Source organism: Leptolyngbya sp. Heron Island J, from assembly GCF_000482245.1.
GTDB lineage: Bacteria > Cyanobacteriota > Cyanobacteriia > Phormidesmidales > Phormidesmidaceae > Leptothoe.
The window spans coordinates 28,816-44,585 of sequence record NZ_AWNH01000024.1 but is presented as its reverse complement, the minus strand read 5'-3'; the positions used below and the strand labels follow the sequence as shown (position 1 = coordinate 44,585).

Sequence of the window (15,770 nt, the reverse complement as noted above, 5' to 3'; positions counted from 1 at the left end):
CAAACCTAAGCCAGACAGGGCGCTACTTTACCTTGGTAACCCGCCAGCTGAGCTTTAAATTTAGCCAGAAGTTCCATAGGGTGACCAGTGCGATCGCAATCAGGTTGGCCAGATAGGCATAGCGTTGACCAAAAACAATATTGTAGATGACATTTAGAACCAACACATTTAAGACTAACCCTGATAGGCAAACCAGATTGAACTTCAAAAACCGTCTTAGCCTTGCTCCCCACCCTTGTTGTTTTTGAACAACATCAGAAAATGTCCACGCATCATTCCAGATGAAATTATTAATAATAGCAACTTCTGCTGCCAAAATCTTACTACGGGTCAAGTTTAAGCCCAAAGTTGTATGCAGCAAATATAAAACCGCCATATCCACAAACACACCACTTAAGCCAACAATACCGAACCTGAGGAAACGTTTTAGTGGAAATTTTTGACGTAAACGAGCCACTCGCCCCCGTGAGCGTAACCGGACTAAGTGATGGAGATAATCGACATACTGTCTCCAGGTGACTTTGCTTTCACCCGCTGTCCGCTCTTGAAATACATACCCCACTTCCGCAATAGTCTTGACCTGTCCCCGACCAATGACTTCTAAAAGAATTTTGTAGCCTTTAGGATTAAGAGAATGATTTTGGATTGCATAACGTTGCACCATAAAATAGCCACTCATGGGATCGGTGACTCGCCCCACGACATTGGGTAAAATCAGCAACCCTAGAAACTGAGCCCCACGCGATAGGAAGCGCCGAACAACACTCCAGTCACTCACACCACCCCCACCCACATGACGGCTGGCAACCGCTAAATCTGCTCCATTTCGCACTGCAGATAGCATATCCAGCAGCACTTCTGGCGGATGCTGCAAATCACCATCAATCACGCCTAAGATTTCTCCCCGCGCAACTTGCCAGCCTCGAATAACAGCAGACGATAGCCCTCTCTCTTGCTGTCGTCTCATGACTCGCAGCTGCGGACAGGCTTTGCTCAGAGCAGAAGCAACTTCCCAGGTGCCATCAGGGCTATCATCATCCACTAAAATTAGCTCATAATTACCAGGGATTTTGCGATCTAATAGAGTGGTTAGCTGCTCAACAATTGCTCTAACATTTCTACTTTCGTTATAGGTTGGAATTACCAACGATAATAATGGCGGTTTAGTAGAGGTAAGTAATGAAAAACTCACCGGCTCTCCTTGATACACGGTTGGTGTTAATATCGCAGGAATGATCAGCGGTCCTACCGGAACAGCTACCAGAGAAGATTGCTGCATCCTATGAGTTTCCGTAGTAGATGTTACGTGATCCATAGCTAATATTTCTCAGTAGTGAGTTAATCAAAGTTAGTCCCTAGATAGCTACATCCCTTGATTGGCAAAGAATTTACCGCTTCATATAGATGAGATCCTATCTCTCCGACCTGACTGTAGATATCTAGCGATCTAGTACCCGATGGCAGAAATTTGGCAGCTATTTCATCTACCCATCCACCCATCGACTCATCCACATTGGACAGTGGGCAAACTTACGCCACAGAGTACTAGGGCAATATCTCAAGGGCTGGCAAGAGTTTTAGAAAATTCTAATCTAAACGATAGACATAAGCTGTATCCGTTTCTAAGAAAAGCTTGTGTGGTTTCTCCATGGCTTCATTTTCAACAACCTTGAATATGGGAAATAGATTTATTGGCGATTTGGGCACAGACCTGACAAAATAAGTTTCTTGATAAGTACCTCTATTGAGAAAATTATTCTCTATGAACAGGACCCTCTTAGGATGTATAACAAAACTATCTGTTTGACAATCAGCTAAAGCCGTTATCCCCTTATGAGTAATATATGTATCAATATAATTGTACTGATTATTAACCTCTCTTTTACGCTTTATTCTAGGATCACAAATAATCGAACCAGCAGGTAGCTGGGCTAGTATTTGAGTTACATCACTTGTACTCATCAAACGGTTTGTGCCATATTTGCTGAGTATAAATTGATAATCGTGGAGTGAATTAACGAACATTGAGCCTATAATCAGCACACCAACAGCAATTGAAAAAAGTCTCTTCTTACTTGGTGAACAATCCAGATATGCCAGTGAGGTGAGTGTCAGCACAATAGGAGCAAAAAGGATGGGCAATCTGTAGTGCAGAGGCGTTGCCATAGAATTGATATTTGCAGCGGCCAGTAAGTAAATTATCCATATAGAACACCACATCAACCAAATAGGTCGATTCCCTTTAAATTTAAAAATCCCCCACCAACTGACTAGAGACAAAAATACTATGGATACCACAAGGTAAAACAATGAGGAATTCCAAAAATAAGCTTGTTGATTGAGCGTGAGATAACCAAGAAAAAAACCGCTAATTTTAGTATATAAACCAACCAAAAAGTGGCCACCTGAGTTGTGATTAGAATTAAGTACTGTCTTTAAAACTGCTTTTGTATTTTGAAAGTTTCGTCCAATTTCGCCTATCCAATAAGGTAATAATATAATTCCAGCTGACAGGACGCTTATAATCGGCAAAGAGATCAGTAAAAGGTTTCGTTTTCTCCTAATCACTTTATATATAAATACTGAAGAGGTGATGGCAACAACAACTGGCATTATAAATAGTGTTGAAGAGTGCAAGCTAACTAAAATAGCTAAAATAACTCCGGAGAAGATCCATAGCAGTGCTTGCACCAAAAAAGAAAACTTCCCTTGCATCTGCAGCTTATAAAGCAAGGTTAGAACCATAATAAAAAATGGTATTGAGCTGGGATTCCATTGAAAATTGTTGATAAAAATATCTCCAAAAAGAAGGCTATACCACAATCCCCCTAAACCACTCAGAAAAACTCTAGTTGAGTTTTTGATATTTTCTAAGAGCTGATGTAATAAGCAAATAAAAAGAGGGATCGACAAAAAAGAAAATAGTGCATTGGGTAATGCTTGAAATACTGGATCGGGTCCTAAAAGAGTAAAAGGAAAGAAAAGATAATAGTACAGAGGTAAAATATGATGTCTACCGATACTACTTTGAGGCCCGAGCGTAGGAAAAGAGCCTTGCCACATTTTTATGACGGCAAATGCATCTCTGATTTGATCGGGATCAGGACCAATATCAAATGTCACATACTGAAATACTGCAAACAGCCGTGTTGATAAGCCAATTGCAACTGCTAAAAGTATAAAAATGTATCCCAATATCAGCTTAAATCTCATATAGCCATCCAGAACAAAATGTGAGGCCAATAGCTGTCACGAGGGCTAGTAGCCAAAGTACAAAAACGATGGACGATAGCTTGCTTAAAGCAACGTTATTATCATCTGTCGCTTGGTGGCTTAAAACAAAGGGCGACATAAAGATATGATCTAAATTGTCTACATATTGCCTCTTTTCAGGATTTTGCCCAATACATCCCTTGTAGATGGAGTCATCTACAAGACAAGCAATATTCGCAACTCGCTGCATCAAACGAAAATCAAAGCGCGTTCCGGGAAAACCAACTTTTTTTTGATATATTTCTAAGTTGGGTTGCATAAGCACAGAAGCAAACTGGGTCATAATAGCGATTACAAGCACACCCTGAATTAAGTATCTTTTCAATTGCCTGGATGATAAAAGCAGTTGTACAAGTAGAGCCAACAGGGGTATTAACAACAAATGAACAGAGGTAACATGAAATCTTGCTCCCCAGGCTGTACCACCCGTCCACACCAGTTTACTGGTCAGCAATATGTGTAACGCTAGATTTAGCAGCCCAGTTAATAGGTACAGCTGGACATAGGGAGCAATCTTTTTCCAGATGACAATGGTCAGTATCAGACAGGGTAAAAATAGCGGATCGTATATAAAAATACTTCTCGCTGGCGAGAATAATGTATCCAGAATGCCGATCCAAGGCGGATTGACAAAGGGATAATTTGCAGGAAGTTGCGGTAAGCCAGACCACATGGGATCTGTTCCAAGCTGCTTTAAGATTTCACTGTTTGACGTTGCCCATAAACTGCCATATCTCAGATAATCAACAAAACGGCCTAGAAGAGTAAATGGAATCAGTCCTAAGATCCAAACCGCTGAGAATCTAAACAGGTTGGGTAGGTGTCGCTTTTGATAGAGAACGCAGCCACTTAAAAACAAAAAGACCGTCAAAGCGTGGAAAATGCTGGTTGTGCGAATGAGCATGGCGAGCCCCAAGGATAAGCCACTTAAAAATACATAGGAGAGTTTATTAAAACGTACACCAGCTAGGGCAGATGCATATCCAATGGTCACAAACAACAGGATCTGATTATTTTGCTGGGGAATTTGAGCATAGTGAAGCACCGTCGAACTTAGTAACCAGCCAATGCTCGACAAAGCTGCTACATGCTGTTTAAACTGAAATAACCTGAGTAGCCAAAAGCAAGCGATGATAGCTGCTACATTCAAAGGTATAAACACTAAAAACTGAACGGCTAAATTTCGAAACACAGTTTCTCCAATGGAGGGAAATAAACGACCTAACTGCGTCCCTACCCAGTCACCAGGCAACATCAGCAGAGACTGCCCAACATCATAGGCAATATACCGTTTGTTATCTCTGCCTTGAACGCCAAATCGGATGTCTCCCCGTCGTTTAGGCTGCGTTTCGGAAGACACAAGCACTTCTTCCTGCCCTTGCCACCAGGAATGGGTCATTTGAAGCCTTAACGCAGTATCTAGGCCGATATATGTGCCGGGATTTATGACAGCAAGCCATAAAAATGTAATTAAAATAAGCTTTATAAGTAACTTCATGTCAGACAATAACCTGTAGCATTTTTGGCCTATTCAGATATTGGACAGAGGCAGGCAACTCTCTCTTTAAGGTTCTGCCATTTTATACAGACAACAGCTCGTACTCATTGATGATGAATATCAGTATCGTTGTGAACTCAATTAGGGTTACAAGACTGGCTCCAGGGTTGGGTTGCTGCCATCGTTTGGCTTTCTCCAGGAGGCAAGGTGCGCTCATCTACAAAAGATACATTAAAGCTTTTGAGACGCTGATTGCTTGAGTAGTTGTGGTTCCAGCTGTGGCAAACATACTTTCCATAGTAAGGATAGAGTTGTTTGCCTAGCGCTCGGTTGAGATTAATAAAATAGGTGCGCCACTGGAGATTTTTGTAGATTGCCTGTCGTTGAGCCAGGGTGGGTTTATCTGCAGATATAGGCTGATTGGGCTGCAGTAAGTTCACGGTATGACCATCTGCCAAAGTGCCTACTACAGAATACCAGCCATCATCACGGGGAGGACTGGGTGAAAAGATACTCCAGGACTGATCTAGTCGTGCAGCTTGTATTGGAATTTGAAGCCGATTGACGGTACGGCTATTGGTCACGCGCCGGAGAACACGAATTGCTGGATGGGGATTATCAATAAAGGCATGGTGATGGGTAATGCTGCGGAAGTTCCAGATAGAGGTAAGAATTAGCAGAATTGCCGCCAGGCTGTTGCCAAACCACGAAGCACTGACAGAAAAAGCCTTAAATTTAAAGGGACGTGTGACTAAACCAGCCCTGCGGCGGTTGTTGGCGATCGCATCATAAAACCGAGTACCCACGTTCATCATGGGCAACCAACGCAGCACCGGGGCTAAAAACCAAAAGACAGGGGATACGCTACACACATAGGCGATCGCTTCAAACTTATAGTGATACTTGCCTTCCCAATCAACGACTACCCAGGAATTATGGCGCTCCATGGCCGCGAAGATATCAGGATCGCTCTGCGTAGTACGGAGAGGAGTATCTGGCAATAGTAAAAACGTGCGGATCAGGTGCACGACTTTTTTACAGAAGCCACAGTCAGCATCATAGTGAATCACCAGGCCATGGTGCTCCCGACCATAACAACTCTTAGCCCACCGTTCCCAGGTAGAGGTGGGAATAAACGCAAGCCAGGTAACAATACTCAGAGCTGGAAAAATGCCAAGGTTAAGGGTAAAACCAAAGCCCAGGTGCAGCAAAATAAAGGTGACGATAGCGATATTGCGAAACAGATCGGTACGGATAGGCACAAATATAAACAGCGGACCGATCCACTCCAACACCAGGGTAAAAAAGGTCAATATGGGGAGCAAAGCACCCAGATTTAAGAGCCATGCTCCTAGGGGGGTGACATATTGGTCAAAGCTTAAGGAATAATAGACTGCACTGCCTTCAGGCCACCAGGTAGAACTGGTTGTTTTGAAGAAGGCGGAGAACATGTATATGTAACACTGCTGAACCATAAAAGCGACGCTAGCAGCCCCAAAGAAACGTTTTGGTAGACTTTGGGCAGCGGTATTGAGAGCACTGTCAATGGAGTACTTGGCCCCCATTGGGAGAAACATCGCCCAAAACATGACCGCCCGCAAAACATCATCGGCCGCGAAGATCAGGGCTGGATTGCGATTATGGAGAGAGACAATCAATGCCCAGGAGGCAATAGTCGCTAAACGGGTTTTGTACCCCACCAACAGAGCCAAGGCCAAGATCACCGCCACCAGAAATATCAGGGCCTGTACCCAGGCTTGACCACTGATCAGGTGAAGCGACCAGTACCCATCGGGTAAGATTTCGGCGGCTGCCTGCCTGGGTAACACTCCCGCATCGCTATAGTGGGCAACTAAATCACCCATACGAGTCAACAGATCTGCCAGGATAACTAAAGCCAGACCCATGCGTAACAATGCCAAAGACCTTAAATCTAGGCCATAGCGCTTTTCTAGAAATCCGGGGCGGGGAACAGTGTCGGCCATGGAACAATGGGGGCAAGGAGGACAAAGAGACTGTTTAAGGGGTAAGGGAGTTTGGAGGTGGATTCATAAGTTCAATTTTGCTGGCTCTATTAGCTAGACCTATGGGTTAGCTAGTAACGGTTGAAGTTGTTGGGCTAGGGTTTGAGATCGCAACCTGCGCGCCTCAGGCATCAGATGATAATGGGTATCCGCGAACAGAGTAGAGTCAGACTGAATATTGAAAGTCTCAGGGTCGTATATCAAAGGAGCAATTTCCGATAATGCTGTCGCTGTGGCCTCAACATTGTTCTGTGTTTCTAAATCGTCGGCATCAGCATAGACCCAGGGCATCGCTAGCAACAACGTAGCTCCTTTGGCCTCCACCTCCTGACGAAACTCAGCAATACGGTCAAGGGCATAGGGTGTGGCAGGCTGTTTGATTTTCATCTGCCACCATTCCCCAGTGCGTACCTTGGTGATGGTTGGATCTCCTTGCTCGGTGAGGGGATCATCGTAGTAACCCGTCACTCGTCCCAAGGTGGCCAAATCTATAGAAGACTTCACCACTGCCCGCAGTGAAGGCACCCCCAACATCAACACACTTTGTGCCAACTGTTTGGGTGGAATATTACCGGTCAACGGCTGCCCCGTTGCCAGGGCAAAGGCCCCAGAGCGTTCACCTAAACCATTTTCATGGTTTAACAACAGATATTCCGGAATTAACATAACAGTGTCACCCGGTTCTACCTGAGGTAAAACACTGGGCAAGATCAGGTTCAACCCCACTGGACCATCAATGCCCATATTGATCACCGGTAGCCCCAGATCTGCCTCCAGCACCTCAGCATTGATCGTGTAGTGGGCTCCTGACCCCCCGGTGACAATCAGCTTAGGAGATTCGATGGTTTGCGCCAGGGCGATTTTGCGCTGATACATAGACCGCAGCCAGCTGGTTTCACCACCGCCGTAAACGTTATACAGGCTGCCAGCGCCCCAAGCTAAACTTGCGATCGCAGCCCAGCGTAATAACTTGAGTGACTCTTGCATCTGACTGACTCCCCTCTTGTATAATCCCTAGGCTCTAAAACTCAAAATAAATAAATTCAGATGGAATATTGGCAGCAAAGAGAATTGTTAGCACTAATAAGGCTTTAGAAACCCAGGGGACCAAAAAAAGCTCATATTCTAAAGACCGTTCTTGCCAAACTGCAATATGCTCTACTAGTAAAAATCCTGCAGCTAACAACAAAATCAGCCCCAGCGCCATAGCTTCATTCAGGCTAAACTGACTAAATGCACTGCCGAGATTAGCTAACGAATAGGCCCAGGGTGTGATCAGTGTGGTCAACTTAGTGACGAGCCGAGCTGTATTCAACTCCATAAAGAACAAACAGCCCAGCACCACTGAGCCAAAGGTTAATGCCCACGACATAATTTGAGGTCGCTTGACATACTTGTTAACAACTCTCTGAAAGGGTCGACCAGCATAGCGCAGCAGTAACAGGAGAGCACCGTGATAAGCGCCCCAGAGAATAAAGTTCCAAGATGCTCCATGCCAGAATCCCGAGAGGGTAAACGTAGCAAACAGAAAAGCAGGAGCCCAGGCTTTACGCGATCCCATGAGCGGTAAAAACACATAGTCACGAAACCAGGTGCTTAGGGAAACATGCCAACGTCGCCAAAACTCATTGATGCTCTGAGATGTATAGGGGGCTAGAAAATTTACAGTTAAACGCACCCCTAGCACCCGGGCAATACCCACAGCCATAAAGCTATAGCCGGCAAAATCAAAATAAATCCGCAGCGTAAACAAGAAGGCATAAAACCAAACCAGCCAAGCATTCCCCGCCTCTTGCAGATCAATGTAGGGCGCAATGTTATCGGCGAGGACAAACTTCATAAACAAGCCCAGGGACAACCACCGCAGCCCCCAGTCCCAGTTATCCGCTGTGAACTTAAATCTAAAACTAGAAATTTGAGGTAATAGGGCCGACCGTCGCTCAATGGGACCCGCCACAATTTGAGGGAAAAAGGCAACAAAGTTCACATAGTCCATGAACTCAATCGGCTTTTTACGGCGGGCCTTGAGGGAATCCACCACAAACGCCACCATCTGAAAGGTGTAAAACGAAACCCCAGGCGGAATTCCTCCAAAGACCGGCAGTGGAAATTGCGATCGCCAATTTCCCGGCACCACAACCGCCAATCCTAAAATATCCTCAACAAAAAAGGTTAAATACTTAAAATAAACCAGCACACCCACGTCAAAAATAATCAGCAACGTGGCAATGAGTCGTTCCTGTTGGGGTGGGCGGGTGATCATCCACCGCACCATCCAATAGTTAAACAGGATTTGGATCAAAAAGACAACAAAACTGGTGGCACTGGCATTAAAAAACAGCAGTAGTGACAGGGCCGCAATCCCCATCGTATCAAAAACGCCACGCCAAAGGTTCAAAACCTGTCCAATCAAGCGCACCGTAAAAAACGGGACACAGAACAGCAGCAAAATCCACCAAAAGGAAAACTCAGAGAAATTCAAAACGGTGTCTCCTTAGTAGCATTTGCCCTACAGATCCTTGGGATCTATCGAGACCTCAAATTCATTGACTAAGTAGGTAGAGGCTTTGGCAATAGTGGGATAGTCCCAAAACAATGTAGACGGTAGCTCCAGGTCAAGCCAGTCCTCTAAATCGGCAACTAGGGTCACAGCATCGATGGAATCTAACCCATAGCGAGTCAGAGGTTGAGTGACGTCTACCGTCGTTGGATCTAAGGAAAGTACATCAGCCAGCTGCTTAACCAGCCAGGTCTGGATAGCTTCAACCGGAGAGGTAACCGTTGGGTTTTGAGTAGTAGAAAATGTCATAGGTTTTAGTTAATGTAAGATGCAAAACTGTTAACGAGAGCTAACTAAACGGCAACAGCTTTAACTAGTCTGAAAATGAGACAACCTTTCAGATCTAAACCTGCAAAATTGGAGCAGGGGATTTGATCGGAGCAGAAGCGCTAACAGAATTTGTCCTAGATGCCAATTGAAATGGCACAATTGACAACATTTTGTCAGCTCTATGGAGCCGTAACAGTTCCTCCGCTACGGTTTCGTAGTAAGCCAACGGTATGGCTGGCTGCTCAGGGGTGAGCTGGGCTAACAATCGATCTGCGCACAGCACCAGCCATTTCCCTTGAGCAAAGAAATCTCCCAGCTGGCTGCGATTGTGCAGCCACATGTGCAGACAAGCCGCTGCAGCATGAATATAACAGTATCCCTTGGCCTCTTCAAAGGATTCAAAGGACTGATCGTGACCATGTTCAAAAGCACCATCCGCAATGGCTTCATCCTGTTCATCTAAGACTTGCAGAAATTGTTGGTACTGCTGCTTGAGACAGTCCAGGACATTGGCATCGATATCTAGAGGTTTGCCAAGAGCCTCTAGGGTAGCCAGGGCGGATTCTAATCCCTGGGACACATCATCGGTTCCCCGAGCGATCAGATCGAGCTGGCTGGGAGCGAAGGCGGGTAGCTCTGTCGTTAGATCAAAGCTGTTGCGTAAACGTGCCTGGAGAGCGACTAAATCCTTGGGTTTACGACGACTGCGAGCTTTGGCTAGCTGCCGTCGCTGCAGGATTAAGGAATGGAGATTAACGACCGAGCTGCCATCAAACACACTGATAATAGAACTGTCTCGCAACATTTTTTGGAACACACCATAGTCGTGCTCATCGCGCATATAGAACCTTGCACCCAGTACAACTGAAATATCCTGCTGCATTTTTTCTAGGGTGACAGGCACAAAATACTTGTCCACCGCAGACCAGACGCTAAACTGCCGGGGAGCAACGTGAAATCCTCGCGCCGCCGCAATATTCACACAGTCACAGGCCAGGATATCAAGGAATCCATTCACCAACACACGGCGGGGGTGAGGCATATCCCAGACGGTCTTGCCGTAGAGCTGACGATTCAGGGCAAAATTGAGGGTGGTGCGCAGACAAGTATCGGCAGAGCCCTGGGAAAATGCTGCACACAAGGCCCGAGTAATCTGAAATCCTTTTAGGGCTAGCTCTAATCCTTGCCCCTCTTTGCCTAAAAGCATTTCATCAGGGACAAAACAGTCTTCAAAATAAATACCGCTCATGTCGGCTCCACGAATACCGTGGGTTTTGATTTTAGGGTTGTTGCCAAAACTAGTGGGATCAAGTGCCCGTTTGTCTAGCATAAACAGGGACAGCCCTCGATTACCGCCTGCTTTGTCAGTACGGGCCAACACAAAGGTGATTCCCGAGCGAGTCGCCCGGTTAATGGGCCATTTCTCACCAGTGAGGCGATAGCCACCAGGCACTTTTTCTCCCACCAAACTGCCACCGACTAGATCACTGCCGTGCTCCCGTTCAGAATAGGCCAGGCACATGGTGCCGTAATCATCTTTCATAAACCGAGCCAGCTGTTGTTTTTGTGTTTCCGTACCTGCCATCCAGGTGAGGAAAGACCAAAACATGGTGGTAAATGCGATCGCAGTATTCAGATCGCGACGAGAGAGCACCCGCACAAATGCAACAAACTCCTCAAAAGAGGTAAATTTGCCACCGCAGTCAGTGGGAATGTAATAGTGTTGTAATCCCCAGTCATAGAGCCCCTTAATTTCAGCCTCAGGGAAGACCTCTTGTTCATCAAGGGTAGCCGTGTGCTGAAAAGAAAGAGGGTTTTCTGGAGTAAAAGGGCTGCCTAGGGAGCGCTCCAGGGCTTCCGCCACCCAGTATTGCTTAAGAGATTTCATAGAACGGTTACTAGGATTGAGAACTTAATCTAGGCAATAAGGCCTTATCGTCATAAAACAGGACAACTAGATTCTGTAGCACCAACAACCATCAAGAAGATGCCATTTGTACCTGGTGTTCCAGGGCGTCAACATCATTTTTAAAGCTCCTCATCCTGGCCGTCAGCTGAGGATGCTCACTCCAGTCGGCAATGACCTCTAGGGTACCGACTAAAAAGCTATCGCGGCAGGCCCGACGTTGGATTTTGCCACTGGACGTCTTGAGAACATTGCCGGATTTGACTAGTGCGATCGCACTCACCTGTAATTCATGGGCTTCGGCAATAGCCTGCCGAATATCTGCCAAAATGTCGTCCGCTGCCAGGGTTAACTGATACTGACGCTCCACTTCTTGCACTACTACTAGCCTTTCTTCTCCTTCATCAATGATGGAAAAGGCAGCGCCATAGTTCGGACGAAGAGCCGGATGCAGCTGCTGCACCGTCCACTCAATATCTTGAGGATAATGGTTGGTACCGCGAATAATAATCAGATCCTTAATACGTCCGGTGATATAAAGCTCCCCTGCTCGTATAAAGCCTAAATCTCCTGTGCGCAGGTAGGGGCCAACCTGAGGCGTATCCTTGAGCCTTGCTCCAAATGTTTCTTCGGTGGCATCAGCTCGTTGCCAATATCCACCAGCAACACCCGGATCAGCCACCCAGATCTCTCCAACTTCGTCATGATCACATCGAGTTAACGTATCTGGATTAGCAATGACAACCTCAGTCTCACAGACTAATTGGCCGCAACTGACAATATCTCGCTGGAGAGCATCTTCCTGGACAGGAGCGACAACCCCCTTCTCCAAAGCGGTGGCATTCAGCGACAAAATCATCGGCTCTGTCCCCACCCGTTTACTAGAGACCAGGAGAGTGGCCTCTGCTAAACCGTAGGCTGGGGCAAATGTTGTCCACCGAAAACCATGGGGTGCATAGGCATCCAAAAACTCGCGCATAACGCGAGGGTTAATGGGTTCTGCCGCATTACCTGCTGCTTTCCAACAGCTCAGATCTAACCCTTCGCGCTTGATGGGCTTGACCCGACGGACACACTGGTCATAGGCAAAGTTAGGAGCCTGGCTGTGGGTAGCCCGATATTTAGAAATAGCTTCCAGCCAACGCTGAGGTCGCTTTACAAACGCCAGGGGCGACATCACATAGCAAGGCACCCCAGTATACAGTGGTTGGATTAATCCTTCCACCAAGCCATAGTCATGGAAATAGGGCATCCAGGTAACTGTTGCCCCATCGGGCGTATACCCACAGGCCCGTTGCAAATAGGCAGAATGATGCATTAAGTTTTTGTGGCTCAGCATTACCCCTTTAGGCACCGATGTCGAGCCTGAGGTGTACTGTAGATAAGCCAACGCCTGCTGATCTACCTGGGGGTCTTGCCATTGCTCCGCCAAATGTAAATCTACCTGCTCGGTGTTGAACCAGGTCATCTGTTCAAACTGAGGAGATACTACATCCTTATTATTCTTCAGAAGATCGATGATGCGTTGAGTACTCAACACTAAACTAGCATCAGCATCCTTCACAATCTCCAGTAGACGAGGCAGTGCTCGCTTCATACGCCCAGCGTCTGGAGGAGGAACCGGAATAGCAATCACCCCAGCATATAGACAGCCACAGAAAGCGGCAACGACCTCAACTCCCTGGGGATAGAGCAACAATGCTCGCTCTCCCTTAGCCTGTTGGAGACAGGCGGCAATTGCCCGAGCCTGTTGATCAAGTTGTTGATAGGTGTAGCAAGCGGCTTCAGTCTTACCATCCTCAAGAAACTGATAGGCCAGCTGATCGGGTTGGCGATCAGCCCGATAGCGTAACAGATCAATCAGGGTAGTAAGCTTTGGGGATACAGAGAGCTGAAACATGGCAATGTAGCAGAGCTCCAAATAAGAATTTGATAAAAATGATGCTTAGAGAGATCGCACTTAAAAAGTTGTAAAAGCTATCAGCACAAAGATAGCGGTGCGAAGTTTAGAATCGACTATGCAGATTAGAGGCAACCAGCATGTTCTTGATCTAGAACCTGGATGACGGAATCAACTAATGTAAGACCTTATACTGTTGGTTGCTGCGAGAAAATACTGGTGTCATAATCGCACGAACATTAGAGAAAGAGCACAGAAACATGAAAGCTCTTCACACAAAAAACATACAGTTTTTTCTAATATAAAGTTCTTTGTGATCTAAGTGCATCCACTGAAGCAAGCCATTGTAGTTGGTTAGTAGTACGTCATGAGAAGAGTATAGCTCCACACTATTTAGGCGCTTAAGCCTAGTGAGGGCATGGCTTTCAGCTACAGATTTGACAACCTTAAAAAGATGAAAGAACTCTCATAAAGTCTAGTGGCTTGATCAAAGTTGTGAGATCATGACATCGTACACAGGGTACTTCCCAAATGTCCCTAACGAAGAGAATTTAAGCTGTAATAGCGTTTTCTTCGAGGAAACCACTAAATTCTCAGCAGGTTCTTCGGGGGTAGGGCAGGGGCGATGGGGGTAGCAGACATATAAAAATTGGCTATATCCCTGTTGGTAAAGACCATTTGCCAACTGTTGAACGTCAGACGTTGATTCGGTTAGAAAAAAAGTTTTTTCAGGGGTCGCCACCCAAAGTTGCTGAGCTACAAACTGATGGGACATAGCAATGTAAGGGCTGGAATGCCCAGTAATAGCAGTAATAGCCGGTGCGATCGGCCCATAGTTGCGACTGAGAGAAACAGAGGTAGTGGCACGATCTCTATAGTTGGCGACGGTACCGTTGTAAACATTGAGATAAGCACCCGCTAAAAATACGATGGTTAGGCTGCTAATTGTTAAATAATATCGCCAGCCCCTCAAGCGAGTTAGCACTTGATTGATATAGGTGCCGCCAATCAGAGTAAGCAGTGGCACCAGGATTAGGTAGAAACGAGCACCCCACTGCTTGCCGCCAGCCCCAGGCGGAATAATCAGAGGGACAGCCAGGGTAAATAGCAGAAGAATTAACCATATGGTGATGATCTGATAACGAAAGTCTCGAGGCTTGCTAAATCCGGTTAAAACAGCAATCGTCAGTACCCACAGGGTAAATGGGAAGTACTTGATTAACGCATTGAGCAACTGTTGGTAGTTAGCCATTGCTTGGGACAGTTGCTGACTAATGGAAGATTCTTCGACCACCTGCAGGGCATGAATACCTAGAAAATGGCCATAAATCATTTGATTAAGCCCAAAAAACGCCAACATACTTAACAAAAGGCCACTGATAAACAAGTGGCCTTTGCCGTGAAGTATTGGTAGCCAAGACAACATTTTTGGACTCACCCATTGCCAAAGTGTAAGTCCCACTACAATTGCGGCCAAACATATAAATTCAGAGCGAAACCAAACGGCAAAGCCGATAAGGCTACCGGATAAAAACACCTGAATATTGGAGGTTGTAGCACCCTTTGGCCACAGTAGTATGGTTATCCCCCAAAAGGCTAAACTTACGGCTAGGGTATGCTCCCAGTACATGGCTCCATACAAGGTTAAGGGAGAGGCAAAAATGAGGATACTGAGTGCGATCGCCAGCACATCTGCTCTCCACTTCAGTTGTCGTCCAATCTGAAAAAGTCTTAGCCAGATTAGCCATAGGGCTAGTAAAGGAACAACATACAGCCCCCAGTAGCCTAGAACACTGTAAAAAATAGATGTCAGTGCTGGAAAGGGAAACGGAAAAGTAATGAAATAGTGATCAAATCGTTCATATACATAGGGAGGCGTGAAGGGATACAGCCCTTGTTTCCATAGTTCAACAACCCAGTCTGGGGCCGATAAGCGTAAATCAAAATGCCAATTTCCTGCAGCCAGTTGTTGGGAAAGCAAGGCTTTAAGGCCACCATCGCCACTAAAAAATACACCCCCTTGGGTATATTTCTGCAGACTGAGGGTAAATAGAATGCCGACCAAGATAATCAGCCATGAGAACTTAACATCCAGGGATATCTTCGATCTGGAGGGATACATAACGGCAGTTCCTCGATAGACTGTCGCGATTTAGAGTATTAGTTTTTATTTACGAACATCTGGCCATGGGAAACCTGGTCAGGTTTGAGCTGAAATCTTAGACTGGTAACTATATCTAAAGCTACAAACCCCTGACGCAACAGTCATGTAGTACACATGGTAAAGCTACAAAAATGTTGCAATTAAAAAGTCCCAAGGGCCAGGATATTCTAGTTGA

10 protein-coding genes are annotated in these 15,770 nt (G+C 45.9%); all 10 read right to left on the bottom strand.

All coding sequences use genetic code 11. The features are described 5' to 3' along the window. Window positions 1-22: 22 nt before the first annotated feature. The 10 genes from N836_RS47630 to N836_RS47585 all read right to left on the bottom strand — a co-directional run bounded on the left by N836_RS47630 (window position 23) and on the right by N836_RS47585 (window position 15,553). Complete coding sequence (locus N836_RS47630) at window positions 23-1,279, bottom strand: glycosyltransferase (protein ID WP_023071769.1); 1,257 nt, start codon at window positions 1,277-1,279, stop codon at window positions 23-25. A 308-nt stretch (window positions 1,280-1,587) separates the two neighbouring features. Further along, window positions 1,588-3,213: a membrane protein gene (locus N836_RS47625; RefSeq protein WP_023071768.1), complete on the bottom strand. Its 1,626-nt coding sequence runs from the start codon at window positions 3,211-3,213 to the stop codon at window positions 1,588-1,590. Next, window positions 3,203-4,672 carry a membrane protein gene (locus tag N836_RS47620; protein ID WP_023071767.1) on the bottom strand — a complete coding sequence of 490 codons (1,470 nt, stop codon included), beginning with the start codon at window positions 4,670-4,672 and terminating at the stop codon, window positions 3,203-3,205. The genes N836_RS47625 and N836_RS47620 overlap by 11 nt, the downstream gene beginning before the upstream one ends. Window positions 4,673-4,908: 236 nt before the next feature. Continuing rightward, the gene (locus tag N836_RS47615) at window positions 4,909-6,756 is read right to left on the bottom strand and encodes a DCC1-like thiol-disulfide oxidoreductase family protein (protein ID WP_023071766.1); all 1,848 of its coding nucleotides are present in this window, start codon (window positions 6,754-6,756) and stop codon (window positions 4,909-4,911) included. Between the two features lie 99 nt (window positions 6,757-6,855). Further along, window positions 6,856-7,782, bottom strand: a complete 927-nt coding sequence (locus N836_RS47610; RefSeq protein ID WP_023071765.1) for a hypothetical protein — start codon at window positions 7,780-7,782, stop codon at window positions 6,856-6,858. Between the two features lie 34 nt (window positions 7,783-7,816). Next, window positions 7,817-9,277 carry an MBOAT family O-acyltransferase gene (locus N836_RS47605; RefSeq protein WP_023071764.1) on the bottom strand — a complete coding sequence of 487 codons (1,461 nt, stop codon included), beginning with the start codon at window positions 9,275-9,277 and terminating at the stop codon, window positions 7,817-7,819. Window positions 9,278-9,304: 27 nt separating this feature from the next. After that, window positions 9,305-9,604, bottom strand: coding sequence for an acyl carrier protein (locus N836_RS47600; RefSeq protein ID WP_023071763.1), 300 nt, complete (start codon window positions 9,602-9,604; stop codon window positions 9,305-9,307). Window positions 9,605-9,698: 94 nt separating this feature from the next. After that, a complete protein-coding gene (locus N836_RS47595; RefSeq protein WP_023071762.1) occupies window positions 9,699-11,513 on the bottom strand; it encodes an acyl-CoA dehydrogenase family protein in 1,815 nt (604 codons plus the stop codon). Window positions 11,514-11,604: 91 nt separating this feature from the next. Beyond that, window positions 11,605-13,431: a fatty acyl-AMP ligase gene (locus N836_RS47590; protein WP_023071761.1), complete on the bottom strand. Its 1,827-nt coding sequence runs from the start codon at window positions 13,429-13,431 to the stop codon at window positions 11,605-11,607. 487 nt (window positions 13,432-13,918) lie between these two features. Next, window positions 13,919-15,553, bottom strand: coding sequence for an LA_3751/LA_3752 family putative glycosyltransferase (locus tag N836_RS47585; RefSeq protein ID WP_023071760.1), 1,635 nt, complete (start codon window positions 15,551-15,553; stop codon window positions 13,919-13,921). Between the last annotated feature and the right edge of the window lie 217 nt (window positions 15,554-15,770).

Coding starts and splice junctions, on each gene's coding strand:
- N836_RS47585 (WP_023071760.1), bottom strand. CDS start 15,553: ATGTATCCCTCCAGATCGAAGATATCCCTGGATGTTAAGTTCTCATGG.
- N836_RS47590 (WP_023071761.1), bottom strand. CDS start 13,431: ATGTTTCAGCTCTCTGTATCCCCAAAGCTTACTACCCTGATTGATCTG.
- N836_RS47625 (WP_023071768.1), bottom strand. CDS start 3,213: ATGAGATTTAAGCTGATATTGGGATACATTTTTATACTTTTAGCAGTT.
- N836_RS47595 (WP_023071762.1), bottom strand. CDS start 11,513: ATGAAATCTCTTAAGCAATACTGGGTGGCGGAAGCCCTGGAGCGCTCC.
- N836_RS47620 (WP_023071767.1), bottom strand. CDS start 4,672: ATGACCCATTCCTGGTGGCAAGGGCAGGAAGAAGTGCTTGTGTCTTCC.
- N836_RS47600 (WP_023071763.1), bottom strand. CDS start 9,604: ATGACATTTTCTACTACTCAAAACCCAACGGTTACCTCTCCGGTTGAA.
- N836_RS47610 (WP_023071765.1), bottom strand. CDS start 7,782: ATGCAAGAGTCACTCAAGTTATTACGCTGGGCTGCGATCGCAAGTTTA.
- N836_RS47630 (WP_023071769.1), bottom strand. CDS start 1,279: ATGCAGCAATCTTCTCTGGTAGCTGTTCCGGTAGGACCGCTGATCATT.
- N836_RS47615 (WP_023071766.1), bottom strand. CDS start 6,756: ATGGCCGACACTGTTCCCCGCCCCGGATTTCTAGAAAAGCGCTATGGC.